General features: G+C 68.5%; 9 protein-coding genes and 1 pseudogene. 6 read left to right on the top strand and 4 right to left on the bottom strand.

The window, feature by feature from the left end; genetic code table 11:
- Positions 1 to 86: 86 nt before the first annotated feature.
- Positions 87 to 2960 (bottom strand): DUF6493 family protein, encoded by a 2874-nt coding sequence (locus ACFYY8_RS30210; protein ID WP_390046732.1) that lies wholly within the window; start codon positions 2958 to 2960, stop codon positions 87 to 89.
- 512 nt (positions 2961 to 3472) lie between these two features.
- Positions 3473 to 5587 carry an elongation factor G gene (locus ACFYY8_RS30205; protein ID WP_390046729.1) on the bottom strand — a complete coding sequence of 705 codons (2115 nt, stop codon included), beginning with the start codon at positions 5585 to 5587 and terminating at the stop codon, positions 3473 to 3475.
- A gap of 726 nt (positions 5588 to 6313) precedes the next feature.
- On the opposite strand from ACFYY8_RS30205, the gene ACFYY8_RS30200 reads away from it, so the two are divergent.
- The 3 genes and pseudogenes from ACFYY8_RS30200 to ACFYY8_RS30190 all read left to right on the top strand — a co-directional run bounded on the left by ACFYY8_RS30200 (position 6314) and on the right by ACFYY8_RS30190 (position 8472).
- Entirely contained in the window at positions 6314 to 7048 is a 735-nt protein-coding gene (locus tag ACFYY8_RS30200) for a nuclease-related domain-containing protein (protein ID WP_390046726.1), read from the top strand.
- Between the two features lie 58 nt (positions 7049 to 7106).
- Positions 7107 to 8008 (top strand): annotated as a pseudogene (locus ACFYY8_RS30195) (carbamoyltransferase C-terminal domain-containing protein).
- Positions 8005 to 8472 (top strand): NUDIX hydrolase, encoded by a 468-nt coding sequence (locus ACFYY8_RS30190; protein ID WP_390046724.1) that lies wholly within the window; start codon positions 8005 to 8007, stop codon positions 8470 to 8472. The pseudogene ACFYY8_RS30195 and the gene ACFYY8_RS30190 overlap by 4 nt, the downstream one beginning before the upstream one ends.
- A 511-nt stretch (positions 8473 to 8983) precedes the next feature.
- On the opposite strand, the gene ACFYY8_RS30185 is transcribed toward ACFYY8_RS30190, so the two are convergent.
- The gene (locus ACFYY8_RS30185; protein ID WP_390046722.1) at positions 8984 to 11980 is read right to left on the bottom strand and encodes a tetratricopeptide repeat protein; all 2997 of its coding nucleotides are present in this window, start codon (positions 11978 to 11980) and stop codon (positions 8984 to 8986) included.
- A 241-nt stretch (positions 11981 to 12221) separates the two neighbouring features.
- Between ACFYY8_RS30185 and ACFYY8_RS30180 the strand changes: the two genes are divergently transcribed.
- Genes ACFYY8_RS30180 through ACFYY8_RS30170 form a run of 3 tightly spaced genes read left to right on the top strand, consistent with a single transcriptional unit; the run spans position 12222 to position 14934 of the window.
- Positions 12222 to 13433, top strand: coding sequence for a hypothetical protein (locus tag ACFYY8_RS30180; protein WP_390046720.1), 1212 nt, complete (start codon positions 12222 to 12224; stop codon positions 13431 to 13433).
- Positions 13434 to 13444: 11 nt separating this feature from the next.
- A complete protein-coding gene (locus ACFYY8_RS30175) occupies positions 13445 to 14005 on the top strand; it encodes a hypothetical protein (protein ID WP_390046718.1) in 561 nt (186 codons plus the stop codon).
- Positions 14002 to 14934: a carbohydrate kinase family protein gene (locus tag ACFYY8_RS30170; RefSeq protein WP_390046716.1), complete on the top strand. Its 933-nt coding sequence runs from the start codon at positions 14002 to 14004 to the stop codon at positions 14932 to 14934. The genes ACFYY8_RS30175 and ACFYY8_RS30170 overlap by 4 nt, the downstream gene beginning before the upstream one ends.
- 76 nt (positions 14935 to 15010) lie before the next feature.
- Here the strand turns inward: ACFYY8_RS30170 and ACFYY8_RS30165 are convergent, their stop codons facing one another.
- Positions 15011 to 17137, bottom strand: coding sequence for an ATP-binding protein (locus tag ACFYY8_RS30165; RefSeq protein WP_390046714.1), 2127 nt, complete (start codon positions 17135 to 17137; stop codon positions 15011 to 15013).
- Positions 17138 to 17884 lie beyond the last annotated feature (747 nt).

The raw sequence follows: 17884 nt of genomic DNA, 5'->3' as shown, positions 1-17884 counted from the left end.
GACGCGTGGGGTCAGCCGTCTGTCGGCGCCACCGCCGACGGCCCTCCGGGTGACCGGAAGCGGCGGGGTCGTCTCGCCGCCGTACGTCAGCCGACTCCTTTCCCGGTCTTCCCGGGGGCCAGCAGGTCGCGCAGTCGGGTGCATTCACGGACGAAACGGCTCCTGCCGCCCCGCGCCGCGTGGGACGAGACCGCCGGGATCTCACCCTTGGCCCCGGTCCAGGACGCCACGTCGGCGGTGAGGGCCACCAGCTCTGAGTGGACGACGGTCGGCCGTTCCCCCTCGTCCGGCAACAGCATCGGCGTCATGGTCCTGAGGATCTCCCAGACCTGCTCGTGCGCGCCCTGGTGGACGGCCTCGGTGAGGGCGGCCAGCACCGGACGGGTCTCGAACCAGGCGCGGCGGATCAGGTACGCCAGCTGACGGCCGACCGCCGCACCGGGCAGGTCCCCCCTGGCCGCCATCCGCAGCAACGCCTGTACGGCCTCCGGGCGTTCCGCGGCCAGGAAGTAGGCCAGGACGAGCGCGGTCGCCTCCCCGGCGGGGCCGTCCGCCTGGGTCAGGGCCACGAGATGCGGCGGGTACACCCCCGGACGGTCCCACTGGTAGAGCAGGTGGGGCAGGTAGTTGACGGCGACGACCTCCCGGTGCGACGGCAGGATCGCGGGCCACCACTCCATGGCCTGGCCGTGCCCCTCCCGGTACCACCGCGACGGCTCGCCGAGCAGTTCGTCGATGAGGTCGTGCCCGGTCGGCTCGGCGCGCAGCACCGGTATCAGCCGGATGCTTGAGGCGGGTCCCAGCTCGTCGTCGCCGAAGACGCGATCACGCGCGTTCTTGACGTATCCCCACCGCACGGCCGCCTCGGGGTCGGGCAGACCGCCCCCGGCCAACCAGGCGGCGACGGCCTCCGCCGCCCGCGACCCGACCCGCGCGGCACGCTCCGCCGCCTCGGCGTGGCGCCCCCTCGGCAGCCGCAACAACGCCTGCCGCAGGTCGGCGGGCAGCGGCTCGACCCCCGCCGCCGCGCAGACCTCCAGCCGTTCCACCAGCACGTCGGGTGCGAGATGCCCGGTCATCGACGTGGGCGTCGCCAGCAGGACGGGCGGCAGCGCGCCCTTCCGCAGCGCGCCGTACAGCTCGGCGAACCGGCGCAGCAGGAACATGTGCGGCCCCGAGACGTCCCGGGGGTCGGGCAACCGGTTCCGCGTGCGGTACTTCGCAGCGAGGAGGCCCAGGCCGAAGCGCGGCTCGGTCCGGTCCTGCGAGGGCGTGAGCAACCTCTGCGCGAAGACCCCGAGATCCGCGACCCGGCGGAAGATCTCCTCCCGCCAGTCCTTGGGCAGGGACACGTCCTCGTCGGCGGCGGCGTGCGTCATCGAGAAGCCCGTACCGGCCAGGGGATCGACCGGTGCGGCCTCCGGCACCCCGGGGTCGCCCCCGGAGGCGACGACCTCCCGGGCGAGGGCGGTGATCCAGGAGGAGGCGTCGAGCCACGGTCCCGTCCCGTCGTCCAGATGGGAGAAGGCCGCCAGCCGCTCGCGCAGGGCCGTACGGTCACCCCCGGCCTGCTCGACGAAGGCGGCCAGCCACCGCTCGCACTCCACCCAGCCGCCGTGGGGGTCGCCCAGCGAGGGGGCGGGGAAGGGGCCGGCCTCCTCGACGGTGGGCAACGCCGTGGGGGAGAACGCCTCGGACGTCTCCGGCCCCGCGACCTCGCCACCGAACACCGCCGCCACCCGCGCGCCGAGGTCGGCGGGCAGCAGCGGAACGGCGTCGGTGATCGTCGCGGCCCCGGCCCCGAAGGCGGCGGCGTGCTTGACGGCGATCCGGGCCGCGCGCCGCCGCACCTCGTAGGAGGTGTGCGCGAACGCCGTGGCCAGCGCCGGCGCCGTCTCCCCGGCCAGCTCGGGCGCCCGCCGTACCTCCTCGTCGAGCCAGCGCAGGCCCGCGTCGGCCAGCTTCGCCTCGGGCCGGAAGACCAGCGCGTCGATCGCCTCGGCGACGTCGGCCGCGTCGTGCGGGCCGGTACGGCGGACCTGGGCGAGCGCCAGCGTGGCGACCGCGCTGGGAGCGGTGGGCAACAGCCGCAGGTAGTCACGCGCCCGGGCGGCGGCCTCGTGCGGCTCCGGCGCGAGGAGTTCGTGCAACCGTACGAAGAACCGCAGGTCAACGGCGTCGCCACCCCGCAGGAAACGGCTCAGACAGCCGTCGAGGAACTCCTCACGTGAGACCTTCCCGGCCTTGAGGAGCCACTGGATCCGGGCGAGCCACAGGGTGGGGGCGGGGGTCAGCCGCTCCTCTCGCAGGGCGCGGCCCACCCCCTCCGCCTCGAAGATCCGGGGAAGCAGCGTGTCCGTCAGCGGATCGTCCTCAATCGTCCCGGCGGAGAGCCAGGCGAGCACGAGCGGGTCGTGCCTGGGCGGCTCGACGCCACACGTCCGCAGCAGCGCCAGCGCCAGCGGGATGACGTGGTCGTCCGCCGTACGGATCTTCCTGGCGAGCCGGACCGCCACGTCGGCCTGCCAGGCAGCGGGACGGGTGGCCAGCGTGCGGACCAGCTCTGCCGGGGGCGGCGCCGCCGCCCATCGGGGGGCGAACTCGCGGCGGGCCAGCCAGGCGACCGCCGCGGCGGGGCCCGGGATCGTGCCCGCGCCGACGATCCGCAGCGGCGTCCCGAACTCGGCGAGCCCGTCGCGCCCCGCCGAACGGGCGGCCGTCTGCCCGGAGGACCGCAACCAGGAGGGCCAGTCCTCCTCCGCGCCGTAGTCGGCCCCGAGGCGGGCCCGCCAGTCCTCACGGGCTTTCCGCTCGGCTTTCTCCCGCATCTCCGCCAGGAGCTCCGGCAGCCGACGAGCCACTTCGGCCCGCTCGGCCTCGGTCAGTACGGCGACGCGGCCGGTCAGCGCCTTGACCTTGCGCGCGGTGACGAGGTCGCGTATCTCCTGCCAGGCGGTCACCGGACCACCTCCGCGAAGGCTCCGGGGGCCCACCCGTGCTCCCTGTCACAGGGCGGCACGGGCATCATGTTCTCCCCGAAGAAACCGCGTCGGTGAGCCGACGTGTGGCGCGTTCCCGGCGGTTCGGCCTCCCACGCGCTCGACGCGGCGCAGCCGGAGGCCGACCGTTCCGGACGACCCTCAACCGGGTTGGGAGGCGCGGCGTAACCGTACGCCCACGTCGCACTTGTCATGCGCGGGACATTAGGGATCGTCACTGACAAAACACATGCGCACGTGGGAGCCGTCGCCCCAAGGGCCCTCAGCGCGCACGCGGGGGTGAGGCGCGATGTCAGAGTTCTTGGCCGACTCGGAAGGCCCTCCCACGCGCGGGTGAGGCATCCTTCGTGCGGCCCGCACTCGCGACCCTGAAGGCCCTCCCGCGCGCACGTGGGTGAGGCCCGGCTGTAGGACGCCGAACGGGGCCACCTGGGCCCCGCCCGCGCGCACGCGGGCGGGGCCGTCGTCAGGTCCTACCGGGACGGTTCCCCGGCGGAGGTCACGCCCGGCACCGGGGCGTAACCCGCGGCCCGGGTGGTGAAGATCCCCCGCCCCCGGGTCCGGCCGCGCAGCCGGGTCGCGTATCCGAACACCTCGGCCAGTGGAACAGTCGCGGTGATCACCACCGTGTCCGTCCTCGCGCTCGTGTCCAGGATCCGGCCACGCCGTGCCGCCAGGTCGCCCAGCACCCCACCCGCGGTGTCACCGGGCACGACGACCGTGACCTCGACCACCGGTTCCAGCAGCACCATCCGGCAGGCGCGCAGGGCCTCCCGCAGCGCGAACCGACCGGCCGCCCGGAACGCGAGCTCGGAGGAGTCCTTGGGGTGGGTGGCCCCGTCGGTCAGCGTGACCCGCAGACCCGTCACCGGATGACCGCCGAGCGGACCCTCGGCCAGGGCGTCCCGGCAACCGGCCTCCACCGCCCGGACGTACTCCCGGGGAACCCGTCCACCGGTGACGGTCGAGCGGAACTCGAACCCGGCCTCCACCGCTTGGACGTACTCCTGCGGGACCCGTCCGCCGGTGACGGACGAGCGGAACTCGAACCCGGCCTCCAAGGGGTCCACGTCAAGGACGACGTGGGCGAACTGACCGGCGCCCCCGTCCTGCTTGACGTGCCGGTACAGCAGCCCGGACACCCCCGAGGCGACCGTCTCCCGGTGGGCGACCTGCGGCCGGCCCACGCGGACCTCCAGCCCGTTGGCGCGCCGGATCTTCTCGACCGCGACCTCCAGGTGCAGCTCGCCCATGCCGGAAAGCACCGTCTGACCGGTCTCGGCGTCGGTCCTGACGGCCAGCGAGGGATCCTCCTCGACCAGCCGCGCCAGAGCCGTCGCCAACCGGTCGGCGTCGCCGCCCCCGCGCGCCTCGACCGCGACGGAGACCACCGGGTCGGTCGCGGCCGGCGGTTCGAGGAGCAACGGCGCCGAGGGCGCGCACAGGGTGGTCCCGGTGCGGGACGTCTTCAGCCCGACCACCGCGACGATGTCCCCGGCCACCGCCCGGTCCACCTCGGTGTGCCGGTCGGCCCGCACCCGCAGGATCCGGCCGATCCGCTCGGTGCGTCCCGTTCCGGCGTCCAGCACCGTGTCCCCCTTCCGTACCGTTCCCGAGTACACCCGCACGTACGTCAGCCGCCCGGTGGCGGTCGCGTTCACCTTGAACACCAGGGCGGAGAACGGTGCCGCCGGGTCGGCGGCGCGCTCCTGCGGCGAGCCGTCCTGGACGCCGCGCACCGCGGGCACGTCCAGCGGGGAGGGCAGGTAGGACACGGCGGCGTCCAGCAGCGGCTCGATCCCCCGGTCGCGGTAGGCCGATCCGCACACCACCACCACGCCCTCACCGGTACGGGTCAGGTCGCGCAGCACGGTGGCGAAGGTCCGCGCGGAGATCGCCGACTCCGCGCAGAACTCCTCCAGCGCGACGGGATGCAGTTCGGCCACCGTCTCCTCCAGCAGCCGGCGACGCCGGAGCGCCTCCTCCAGCAGGGGGTCCGGCACCGGGCCCTCCGTGAACACGCCGTCGTCGGTCCAGAGCAGCGCCCGCATCCGCGGCAGGTCCACCACCCCGGTGAACGTGTCCTCCCGCCCGATCGGCAGCTGGACCACCAGCGGGGTCCCGTGCAACCGGGTGCGGATCGATTCGACGGCCGTGTCGAGGTCGGCTCCGGCGCGGTCCAGCTTGTTGACGAAGGCGATCCGCGGCACCCCGTGCCGGTCGGCCCGCCGCCACACCGCCTCGCTCTGCGGCTCGACTCCCGCGACGCCGTCGAAGACCGCGATCGCGCCGTCGAGCACCCGCAGCGAGCGCTCCACCTCGTCGGAGAAGTCGACGTGGCCCGGGGTGTCGAGCAGGTTGATCCGGTGACCGTCCCAGACGCAGCTCACCGCCGCGGCGAAGATGGTGATCCCACGATCACGCTCCTGGGGGTCGAAGTCGGTGACGGTCGTCCCGTCGTGCACCTCGCCACGCTTGTGGGTGGTGCCGGTGACGTACAGGATCCGTTCGGTGACGGTGGTCTTCCCGGCGTCGACGTGGGCGAGGATGCCCAGGTTGCGGACGTTGTTCAACTGGTCGGTACGCACGGCCTACGGCCCTTCTCGGGGATCCGGACAGGACAGCGCGATTGCCTGACGAGACGGCCCGGGACCGGGCCGTGGGGAGTCCTCGTGCGGGGTGACCGCATCGGGAAGGACCCGTCCGGCGACTTCGGCGCCGGACAGGGATCAGATGGTCGTCAGGAGGTCGTCCGGTGTCAGCCGCGCAGCGGACACCGGGACGACGAAGACACCAGGATCACCTCGTGCCGTGACGGGGGGACGATCGCAGCGGTGCTGTGTCGCACGACTGGCCCCTCTCTCGTCACAACGCCCGATGCGCCGTTCGTGGCGAGTGTATTGAAACCGGTATGGGCGGGAAACCGGTTTTCTCCCCGGAACCACCGGGCCCGGTCACGGACGGCGCTTTCGCGGCCGGCCTCTTCGCGGGGCGCGGCGGGTTCGGTGAGCGGCGGGGCCCGGCGAGGTGCGGCGGGGGTCGGCGTCCCACCGAATAGCCACATCGGCGGCTGTCCGGCGCTCGACGGAACTGTCATCGGTTCCGTCATGTGGCTGCGTGCGAGCGGGTACGGCGTGCAACGATCACCTCGTTCGGGCCGTTCTTCTTCCGAGAGACGGCGCAGACGTCAATCGTTGGGATTTGATTTTCGGATATATGAATATGGGTGTGCCGAAAACCGTATTCTTCTATTGTTGATGATCGTTATACATTTCTGGGGTATGCATTGATGTTCTTCCCCCGGAGGTTGTTTCATGTTCTTTCGCCCATCCGGTACGGCTGGTGCGGGCGCCTCGGCGTATGCGCAGTATCGGGCGAAGCTCGCCGAGGGGAGGACTCGGCGGCTGGCGCTGCGGGCGGGGCTCGTGCTGGTGAGCGCGATCGCGGTGTGGTGGCTGTGGAACTGGCCGACGGCCCTGCTGGTCGCCGTTGTGGTCGGGACCGCCGACACGGTGTACCGCTGGCGTCGGCACGAGGCCGTACGAACCTGGCGCAAAGGGGCGATCGGCGAACGGCGTACCGCCAGGATGCTGCGTCCTCTGGGGCGGCACGGATACACCGTGCTCCACGACCGGGCCCTGCCCAGCGGCCGGGCCAACGTCGACCATCTGGTGATCGGGAAGACGGGCGTCTTCGTGGTGGACACCAAGAACTGGCACCGGGGAAAGCGGCTGGTCCGGCGCGGACGGTCGGTCAGGGTCGGCGGCGCCTCCGGCGGGCAGATCGTCAGGCCCGTGCTCTACGAGGCGGGGCGGGTGGCCGACACCCTTACCCGGGAACTTGGGCGTCGCGTCATCGTCGTCCCCGTAGTGGCCGTCCACGGAGCCGACATGCCGTTGCTGCGGGTGGCGAAGGCGTCCGGCGTGCCGCTGCTGCGCGCCTCTCAGGTGCGTGGCTGGATCACCAGGCAACCGGCGACACTGAGCGCGGCGGAAATCGCCGAAGTGAGCGCGACCGCCAAACGCCTGCTCCCGCCGTACATCACCTGACCTCCGCCCACAGCGACCAGTTGGGTGCACTCCGTCATCCGGTTCGGATGAAACCGTCATGGTCAGACACGTGTGCACCATGGTGACCGACCTACTTTTCTGGTCGCCCCTGGGGGTGAGTGCGGTGTGCATGGCCGGTGGGGTCGCGCTCAACTGCGTCGCCAACGACAGGATTCGCCGCCTGCCCGAGGTGAGTGGTCTGTTCGTCCCGCCTCCGGCCTCCGACCGTGGCCAAGCTCTTGGCAACGCCCTGTACGGCCTGCACCAGCTCACCGGTGAACTACCTCGCCGCCCTCTGACCGTGGACTCCTTCGGCCGCTCCTACTCCGACGAGGAAATCGAACTGGCGTTGAACCGCGACCCCCGCTCAGGGCTTGTCGAACGTCGCTTCGCCCCCTTCACTTGGCGCCGGGAGAGCGACATCGCCACCTGCGCCGCGCAGATGCTCGCCGACGGGTGTCTGGTCGGCTGGTTCCAGGGCGGTAGCGAACTCGGTCCTCGGGCGCTGGGCAACCGCTCGATCCTGGCCGACCCACGCGGCACCGCGGGCAGGGACGCGCTGAACGACCGGATCAAGCACCGCGAACCCTTCCGGCCGTTCGCCCCCGCCGTTCTCACCGCCGACGCCTCCCGCTGGTTCGACCTGGACGGCCCGTCCCCGTTCATGCTGCTCGCACCCGCCGTCCGCTACGGCGCCAGATTCCCGGTGTGGTCCACGTTGATGGAACCGCCCGCGTCCAGACCGTCGACCCCACGGTCTCACCACGTTTCGCCACACTCATCGAACGCTTCGGGGCGCTCACTGGCGTGCCCGTCGTGCTCAACACCAGCTTCAACGACCGCGAACCGATCGTGGAGACCCCGGCGGATGCGCTCGCGACGTTCCAGGCGAGCGATCTGGATGCCTTGTGCCTGGGCGAATACCTGGTGGAGAAGCTCGGAGGGAGGATGGAGAAATGAGCACTCCGAGAATCCGAGAGGCCGCCCGCGCCGTCGTCCTGGACGAGAACGACCGTGTCCTACTGCTCCGCTACGACGAGGGCGGCAAGGTTTTCTGGGCGACCCCCGGAGGAGCGCTCGACCCGGGAGAAGACTATCGGGCTGCCGTTCGCAGGGAACTCGGTGAGGAACTCGGCGTCGCGGATGTGGAGATCGGCCCACAGATCGCCACCCGCACCAAGGAACACCTGGTCCAGGGGGAGACCGTCCGGCAGGTCGAGCGCTACTTCGTCGTCCGCCTCTCAGTCGGTCATGCCGACCCTGCCCGCGCCACGCAGACCGACGGCATCCTGGCTTGGAAATGGTGGACGCTGGAGGATCTGAATGCCACCGACCAGACGGTCTACCCGGTAGAACTTACAAGGTTGATCGGCCATTTCCTTGCTGACGGTCCCTCGGCCGGTTCTTCCAGGATGAGGCTCTGACGCTTGCATAGTCCTGTGCGCGTCCGTGACCGCGGGCCACGCCCATTGCTCTATCTGTGGATCGCGCTTTCCGCTATTTAAGAAAGGCTCTGTATAATGAGAGCGGCAAAGTCTAAATTATTCATGATGTAGGTCATGAAGACGTCTTTGACGGCCATCAACAAAGTGACAGAAAAGGGCATGGTGAACCCGGTGTCCTTTACATCGAGGGATAGCTGTCGGCTTCTGATGCCGTGTTCCTATCGTACTCGATGCTTTCTGTGGAGAGTGTTATCTGCACAAGGCGAAGGGTTCATGTCCAACTGACCGATTTTGGGTCTGCTATGGCTCAACTGGAACGATACAGGGGAGGCCTGCTTGCTTCAAGGCTGATCTGGTCTGCCCGGTGGGTCTGAGTGCCGGTTACGGCTGGTGCGGCTGAGTGGGTCTCTATGATTGTCAAATGGGGTTCCAGGTGGCCCGCTTCGATGAATCTAGATACCTTTTTAGAGGTGGGGATATGTTGCTGGCGTCACTCTGCCTGTTTCGTCTCTCTCGCGCGGGTGAGTGTGGATCCCATCTCATCGAGGATTCCTGCTTCCTGATGAATGTCGCCGATGCTACGCGCTAGATCGAGGGCTTTCTTGAAGAAGCTTAGGGCGATTTCCTGATTTTTTGCGTTCCGGTGTATTGTGCCGATGCTGCGAAGGGAAACAATTTCCTGATAGTGGTCTGATATCTCGATCGATATGTTCGCGGCCTTCTGATGATGGATGAGTGCCTCCCGGCTTCTTCCCATCCGCATATAACAACTTCCGATGTCGTTTAGGACGCCGGCTTCGTGCCCCCGGTCGCCAATTCTCTGGTACCCTTTGAAGGATTTTCGGTAGAATTCAAGGGCGTCTGTGTAGCGCCCCATGCCCTGGTAGGCGTTGGCCACGTTGTTGAGCCAGATTGCCTCGCTCTGCGGGCCCATGCGCGGGTCGAAGGAAGCCGCCTGCTGGTAGTGGCGTAGCGCTCTATCGTAGTGACCGAGACTTATCTCGACGTCGCCAATGTTGTTCATCGTGACCTGCTGGCCACGCAGGTCAGCATCCTCCTGACACATGCCGAACGCTTCCCACAGACATTCGGCGGCCCAGAGATGGTTTCCTCGGTGACTGTGGATGAAAGCGATGTGGTTGAGGCTGTCTGCCTGGCCATGACGGTCCCCAATCGCTCTACGCAGCGATAAAGCCTGATTGAAGTAGCCGAAGGCGACGTCGAACTCGGAGCGACGCCAGTGCACTAGGCCAATGTGGTCGAGTAAGTAGCTGACCGCCTTCTGGTCTGCTGCAGCTCGTTGGATCTCCAATGCCTCGGTTGCCAGATGAAGCGCCTCGTCGTATTGGCCAGTCTGCCACCTGGCCACGCTGAGGTCGGTCATGGCACGAGCCAGGCCTGGACGGTCATCCAGTTCGTGCCAGGTCACCATCGCCCGCTCGTGGAGGGCGGCCCCTTCGGTCCAGTGTCCCCACAAGTCCAGGTGACGGCTGAGTACGTGTGCGAGTAGGGCGGCGTGTTTGGCCCACCCGTGGCCGGTGGCATGGTGGGCGACAAGGACCAGGTTGTTCAGTTCGGCTTCCAGCCAGGAGCGAGCCTGGTCGGTGTCGCTGAATTCGACCACCCTGGGCGACGGACCGGGAATCTCGATCGGGGTGCGGGCGCGGTAGGGGTAGAGGAGGCGGTCCGCCGCGTCCGCCGTGAGGAGGTAGTGGTCGAAGGCCCGCTCCAGGACCTCGGTGCGGGACGCCTCCGGCTCGCGGTCCGACAGCAGGAGGGCGTACTCACGGATGAGATCGTGGAAGCGGTAACGGCCCTTGCGGGGTTCTTCGATCAGATGGTGATCGACGAACTCGTCGAGGATCTCCTCGGTCTCGGCGCGGTTCGTGTCCAACAGTGCCGACGCGCTCTCAGGAGTGAGGTCCGCACCGGGGTGCAGGCCGATCCGCCAGAACGCCTGCTTCAGACGTTCGTCAAGAGCGTGAAAGGACAGTTCGAAGGCAGCGGTGATCTCGCGGTTCCCAGCCTTGATGGCGGGCAGTCTTCGTCGAGTCCTGCTGAGCAGTTCCGCGATGTCGGCCGCGTTCCAGGCGGGCCTGTTCTTGAGCCGACTGCCGACCAGTCGAATCGCCAGGGGAAGGTGACCGCAGAGCCGTACGACGGAGGCGACGTCCTCCTCCGGGAGGATTCGCTGAACGCCGGCGACGCGACGTAGGAGCATGGCGCCGTCCTCGGGCGACAGGACGTTCAGCGAGAGGGAGTGGACGTCGTCGAGTCCGGCCAGCCGCCGTCTGCTGGTGATCACGACGAGACTGCCGGGCGTCCCAGGAAGAAGGTCGCTGATCTGGTCGTGCCGAGCGGCGTTGTCGAGGAGGATGAGCACCTTGCGGCGGGCCAACTCGGCCCGCCACATCGCGGCGCGCTCGTCCAGGCCGTTCGGCACGAGTTTGCCGGGGATGCCGAGTTCTCGCAGGAGCCTGTCCAGAGCGGTCGCCGGGTCCATCGCGTCTTGCCGGGCGTCGTGGCCGTGCAGGTCGAGGTAGAGCTGTCCGTCCGGATAGTCACCAGTGAGCCGGTGCGCCAGATGTACGGCCAGCGCCGTCTTGCCGACCCCGGCCATGCCGTCGATCGCCAGTACGGTGACCGTGTCCCGCCGTGCCTGGAAACCGACCAGCCGGTCCAGCTCCTCGGTGCGGCCGGTGAAGGTCTGCTTGTCCCGGGGCAGGGTGTTCGGAGCGGTGTCTTTCCTGGGGGCGGGCAGCAACGTGGGGTCGCCCTTGAGAATGCGCAGGTGCAGTTCCTGGAGCGCGGGGCCGGGCTCCGTGCCGAGTTCGTTGACGAGTTTCTGCCGCGCCCGTGCGTAGGCGTTGAGCGCCTCCGTCGGTCGCCCTTCGTGGCAGAGTTTCCGCATGTGAAGCTCGACGAGCTTCTCACGGAACGGAAATTTGTTGACCAGCTCAACGAGTTCCGCGCTGTCGTCGGATTTTTGGCCGTGCTGAATTTCGAGTTCGATGCGTTCGATCCTGCTGTCGAGCACTTCTCCTTCGATTTTCTCCCGGGTTTGTTCGGCCCATGATCCCGTCAGGCCTGTCAGTGCCTCTCCCCGGTGCAGCGCGTCCGCCTCGCGATAGAGACGTATGGCCCGTTCGGCCGTGTCGCTTTCCCTGGCCTGTGCACGAAGCCTCAAGAACCGGTGGTAGTCGACGTTCTCCGGGTCGGTATCGAGAAGATAGGCCCCGGCATGTCGTCGCAGGTGAGCGGTGCCGTTGAGGAAGCCTCTCAGCCGGGCGACATGGCTGTACAGGCTGTCCCTGGCCTTGGGGGGCGCATCGTCGCCCCAGACCTTGTGGACGAGCGACTCCACGGTTACCGGTCTTCCCGGAGTCATGAGGAGGATGGCCAAAATGAGACGTGCTTTGGCCTGTCCCAGGTCGTGGCGTTGTCCACTGGACCATAACTCGACTGGACCGAGAATACGGAATTCCATTCGAGCCCCTTTACCTAGGGCGTCAGCATCTACGTGAGATTTTTTCATTGAAATTTGGGCGGATCCAGGGCCGTCATGTCACTTCTGCATCTCACGTTATTGACGCCCATCTCGTATGGGGCCGTACGAGATGGCACAGGGTTTCCGCAAGGGTTTCCGCAAGGTCGAGGGGTGACGCTCCGGTTGGTGGGCTTCGCCCACTGCCGAAGACCGGATGAATCCAAGAGGGTGGGGCAGGAAAATGTCCGATCGCGAATGGAACAGGGTCACCGTCGGGCGCGACTCCCGTCGATGGGTGACGCGCGGAGACTGCAAGACGGTCCTGGTGGCCGTCCACACCGTGACCGCGGGGCAACGACTGCTGGACACGGTCCGTCTGCTGGAGTCGAACCTGGGGATCCAGGTCGTCTTCACCAAGGCTCCGGACGTCTTCAACGACGGGGTCGACGAGTTCGTCAGCGGCCTGAGCGCCGTGATGATTCCTTGGGAGCAGGCAAAGCACGAAAGGTTCGATCTCGCCCTGGCCGCGAGCCTTGGATCGATCCACGAGATCCACGCGCCGCTGGCCGTCATGCCGCACGGTGCGGGTTTCAACAAGCTGGTGCCCGCCAGGGACGGGGCCAGAGCGGAGGACCGCGCGCCGTACGGGCTCGACGCCCAGCGGTTGATGCGCGACGGCGCCGTGCTGCCCGCGGCGATCATCCTGCCGCACGAGATCGAGCTCGGGCGGCTGGCCCGTACGTGTCCGCAGGCGCTTCCCGTCGCGGCGGTCGTCGGCGACTCCTCCCACGACCTGCTGGTGGCCAGCCTGCCGCACCGCGACCTCTACCGGCGGGCGCTGAAGGTCGGTCCGGGTCAGAAGCTGGTCGTGGTCACCTCGACCTGGGGGCAGCAGTCGCTGTTCGGCAGGCACTCCGACCTGCTGCCGCGCCTGCTGGCCGAACTGCCGCGCGAGGAGTTCCGCGTCGCGGTGCTCTTCCACCCCAACGTCTGGTTCGGGCACGGCATCTGGCAGGTGCGGGCCTGGCTCGCCGACGAGCTGAGGAACGGGCTGAGCCTGATCCCGCCCGACGTCGACTGGCGCGCGGTCCTCGCCGCCGCCGACTGGATCATCGGCGACCACGGCTCGGTCACCCTGTACGGCGCCGTCACCGGTAAGCCCGTCATGCTGGCCGGGTTCCCGAACGCGGACGTCGACCCGGCCTCCGGTCTCGCCAAGCTGGCGGCCGTCGCCCCCCGGGTCTCCCGGCGTGGTTCGCTGCGTGCCCAGCTCGACCGGGCGGCCAAGGAGATGCGGCCCGACCGCTACCAGGCGGTCACCGAGCTGATCACCTCGGAGCCGGGCCGTTTCGACCAGAACATGCGCCGTCTCATCTACCGCTTACTGGGCTTACGACGGCCCGAGCACGTCCACGTGACCCCGGCGGTGCCGGCTCCCCGGCTCGCCGCGTGAGGAGAACGGCCATGACCAACAGGTTCGTCACAGCCCAGCTGTTCAGGGTGGGGCACCTGCCCACGGTCGAACGGCGCGGCGTTGCCATACCGCGCCAGGGGACATCGGCACTCATGGTGACGTCGGTCCGTGAGACCCACGTCATGCTCCTCACCCCCGGCCGAGGAACCCTCAGGCGCGGCACGCCCCGAGGCACCAGGATCTTCGACGGCACGCACGTTGTGGCCCGTCTCGACGAGCGGGCGGACCGGGACTGGTACGAGGTGGCCGACGTGCTCGTGACCCCGCAGCCGGGAGGCGAGATCCTCGGCCGCTACCCGGGTTGCGAGGTCGCGGTCGGCGCGCGTCCGCCCGGCTGCCTGGCCGCGCTGCGCGACGGACGGCTCGTCACGATCGCAGGAAGCGCGCGTCCCGCGCTCTGCGGCTCCTTCCTGTACGGCTGGCGCGCCGCCGGGATGCCGCTCGACGCCCTGACCACGGACTCGGTGTTCTTCGGCCGGTACGTGGGACGGATCGAAGCACTTGAGACGACCGGACGGGCGTGTGTCCGTACGGGAGAGGAGGCGGCGTGACACGCCGGATCGTGGTCGCGGGCGCGGTCAGTCTCTACATGTCGGTGGGGGTGACGGAGTTCCCGGTACGGTACGCCTCCACCTCGTCTCCCCGGTGGATCGCCACCGGGGTCTCCGGGGCGGCCGGGCACATCGCGCAGATCCTCAGAACCCTGGGGGACGACGTCCGCCTGTGCACCGTCCTTGGCCGTGACCTGCCCGGCCTCGGCATAGCGGCCGAACTCGGCAGGAACGGCCTGCTCGGCCCCGGGATCGTCGAGGGGGCCGAGTCGTCGGTGGGTGTGGCGCTCGTCGGCCCCGACGGCCGCCGGATGGGACTGCCTCACCTGACACCGGTGAACACCGCCCTCTACCCCGTGAACCTGCTTGAGGAGAGCGCCCACGACGCCGATCTGCTGGTTCTGACGAACACCAAGTTCGTCCGTGACCTGGTCGGCCCCGCCGCCAGGCTCGGCGTCCCCATCGCCGTGGACGTCCATCTCGTCTCCGACCTCGACGGGGAGTACAACCGGCCGTGGCTCGACGCGGCGACGATCGTCTTCTGCAGTGACGAACGGCTGCCCGACCCGCCCGAGGTGTGGGTGCGGCGGTTGTTCGCCCGCTACCCGCGCTGCCGGTTGGCGGGGGTCGGTCTGGGCGCCCGGGGGGCGCTGCTGGCCACCAGGGAGGGAACGCTCGTCCGGGTGGAGGCGGTCGCGCCTCGTGGAGTCGTCAACACCACCGGGGCGGGCGACGCACTGTTCGCCACGTTCCTGCACTTCTGGTGTGAGGCGGAGGATCCGGTTCGGGCATTACGGCTGGCGGTGGTGCACGCGGGCTGGAAGGTCGGTGCTCCAGCGTCGGTCACCGCGTCACTGACCCTCGACGAACTGTCAGCCCTTGACGCCGCCCACACGCCCAACACTGTCGTCGGACGCTGGGACAGCTGAACTCGTCGCGCGCCGTAGCGTTGCCTGTCTGGGCATCGGTACGGCGCGCTCTGTCTGGGCGGTTGATGTGGCGTGGTCACCTGGCCAGCCGGGACAGACGTTCCTGTAACTGTCTGCTCCGGCTGCCGCTCTGTGCCAGGACGCGCTGGGCCTCCTCGTAGAGGGTCCGCGCGTCCTGTTCACGGTGCTCCCGCAGGGCGAGGTCACCCAACGCCTGAAGGGCCTGCGCCTGGCCGATCGCCGAACCGATCCTCTTCATCTCCTCCAACTCCCGCTCGACCAGGGCCGTCCCAATCTCTCCTCCCCTGGCACTGCCGAGAAGAATGCGTGCCCTGGCCCGGTTGTGTGGGTCGTCCACCTCGGCAAGCAGGCCCTCGGCCTCCGCGAGGTGGTCAACGGCCTCGGCTGTCTTCCCCAGTTCGATCAGTGCCTCACTGAGGTCGCAGAGGAGAAGCGCGACCTTGCGCGACTCCTTCGCCGCTCGGTACTGGCTCAGTGACTCCTGGAGCAGTACGACGGCCTCCTCGATATGGCCTCGGTCCAGCTCGATCAGTCCCAGCCTGCGTGTACTGCCGGATATGCGATACCGGTTCTCCTCCCGGCGCCAGATCTCCAGCGCCGCATGGAAGTCGGCCGCGGCTTCGTCGAGTTCACCGAGGGCGCGGTGTGCCAGCCCGGTCCGGTTCAGCATCTTGGCCTCGGCCTCGGCGTCCGCGCAGGCCCGCGCCGCCTCAAGGCCCATCCTGTCGATCTCAAGGCGTTCGTCATGGCGGCCGCGGTAGAGGAACAGCGGCCACAGCGCGTCCACCAACTGCCATGCCGTGGGGAAAAGCCGCTGCTCCATGGCGACCTGGATAGCCGCCCTGAGGTTGGGGAGTTCGTCGTCGAGCCAGTCGAGCGCCTGTGCTCGATCAGCGAAGGTGAGAGGTTCGGCGGGCTCGTTGACGACCGCGTCGAAGTTGACCTTGCGGTAGGGCATGACCAGTCGGTTCACGGTCGTGGCGGTGGACAGGAACCAGTCGACCGCCCGGTGCACGGTCCGCGCGCGGACCTCCTCGGACTCGTCCCGTTCGGCCATCTCCCGGGCGTGCAGCCGAATCAGGTCGTGGAAGCGGTAGTGGCCGCCGGGCGCGTCGTCGAGCAGGTTGGCATCGATCAGGATCTCCAGCAGTTCCCGCACGTGGGCACGCGGCATCGCGACCGTCGCGGCGGCCGACCAGCTGTCGAAGGTGGTGCCGGGGAAGAGGCCGAGCCGCCGGTAGATCCGCCTGATGTCGTCGGAGGAGAGCCCGTCGTAGGAAAGCGCCAATGCCGCCTGGACCTTCGTCTCGTCCTCGTCGCCGATCGACAACTCCGCCAACCTCCGTCGTTCGTGGGTAAGGGCCTGCACCATCTCGGACAGGGGCCAGCGAGGCCTGGTGGCAAGCCGGGCGGCGGCGACGCACAGGGCGAGCGGCAGCCGGGCGCACAACTCGACCAGCCGTTCGGCGGACTCCTGCTCGGCGCGTATCCGCTCGCCGCCGATGGTGCGTCCGAGAAGTTCGATCGAGGACCTCGGGCTGAGCTGCTCAAGCTGTACGGCTCGGGCACCGCGCATCAGCAACCCCGCCAGGCGCCAACGGCTGGTGACGATCGTGACGCTCTCCGCCGAGGCGGGCAGCAGGGGGGTCACCTGTGCGACCGATATGGCGTTGTCCAGCATGACCACCAGGCGGCGTCCGCTCACCAGCGACTGGTAGAGCGCGGAACGTTCCGCCAGTCCGGCGGGGACGCGCTTGGGTTCGACGCCGAACGCGCGGATGAACCACCCCAGCACCTCGGTCGGCTGGATGGGTTTGTCGGTCGCGTGTCCCCGCAGGTCGGCGAAGAGCCCGCCGTCGGGGAAGGAGTCGTGTTCCCGGTGCGACCAGTGCAACGCCATCGCTGTCTTGCCAACGCCTGCCGGGCCGCTGACCACCGCGACCTTGGGAGCCCCTGTTCCGCCGGAGCCGGAACGGATGTCGTCCAGCAGGGCGAGCTCGTCATGGCGATTCACGATGGGATGCCCGGCCGGGAGCTGGTTGGGCTTGAGCAGCGGGGCCTCAGGGGAGGCGGTCTGGTGCAGATGGATTCCGCCGTGAACGTCACGGGCCTGGAGGGCCGGCCCGAACACGGTCCCGCCCAGCTCGTTGGAGTGTCCCTGGTCTCTGAGGTCCTCACCCATCGCCCTACTCGCGTCGTGAGCGATAATTCATGCTCCTGGGATTTTTGACTGCGGTTATATCTCTTTGCGGTTGGGGAAATCTGGCCGGAACTTCCATTTTTATCGTTGCTCTTGAATTCGTCAAGCGGTCGAGATGGTTATTTCATCGGCCTATCCAGGATTATTATGGTGATGGCTTGCCGGGTGATGCTGAGTGTGGTGGTTGTTCCGGGCCTTCCGTGTACACAGGGTCACGGTATGGCCAATGTGGAACACGCCGTAAATCCACTGGCCATGACCTTCCCGCTCTCTGAAGGGGTGCCCCGGCCCGCCCCGGTTGGAGCTCTGACCCTGCCGTTTCCTGGAGCTTCGACCTCGGTGGCCGGCTTGGGGGTGGAGTTGCATCGATCGTCTTGGCGGCTTGGGAAACTCCAGGGAAAAGGGAAGTGAGCAAATGCGGTCACCTTGTTTGCGGACGGTTCGTTCGACGTGAAAGGGTCAACGCCCCCGAGTTCTCGCAAGGCGGGAAACGCCGGAGGGCGGCCGCTCCCGGTACGAACTGTGAGAGACGCACCATAAAATCGTGAGGATTCACACTCGAACGTAGGTCCGAAGATTCGGATCGCGGCCCTCGACGGTGAAACCGCCGTGTTGGCTGCGGACGGTGAAGAACACGGAAATGGCGGCTCCACGGCTCGGTCTGTGAGCCACGGGACACCGACCAGCCAGGACAGGCGGCCTGTCGTGCGGATCCCTGCCGGCTCGGAC

This window comes from Streptosporangium sp. NPDC001559 (assembly GCF_042893955.1).
Lineage (GTDB): Bacteria > Actinomycetota > Actinomycetes > Streptosporangiales > Streptosporangiaceae > Streptosporangium.
Note: the sequence above shows the minus strand (reverse complement) of the source record. Positions and strands in the feature narration are given on the sequence as shown.

Coding starts and splice junctions, on each gene's coding strand:
- ACFYY8_RS30200 (WP_390046726.1), top strand. CDS start 6,314: ATGTTCTTTCGCCCATCCGGTACGGCTGGTGCGGGCGCCTCGGCGTAT.
- ACFYY8_RS30185 (WP_390046722.1), bottom strand. CDS start 11,980: ATGGAATTCCGTATTCTCGGTCCAGTCGAGTTATGGTCCAGTGGACAA.
- ACFYY8_RS30180 (WP_390046720.1), top strand. CDS start 12,222: ATGTCCGATCGCGAATGGAACAGGGTCACCGTCGGGCGCGACTCCCGT.
- ACFYY8_RS30165 (WP_390046714.1), bottom strand. CDS start 17,137: ATGGGTGAGGACCTCAGAGACCAGGGACACTCCAACGAGCTGGGCGGG.
- ACFYY8_RS30175 (WP_390046718.1), top strand. CDS start 13,445: ATGACCAACAGGTTCGTCACAGCCCAGCTGTTCAGGGTGGGGCACCTG.
- ACFYY8_RS30190 (WP_390046724.1), top strand. CDS start 8,005: ATGAGCACTCCGAGAATCCGAGAGGCCGCCCGCGCCGTCGTCCTGGAC.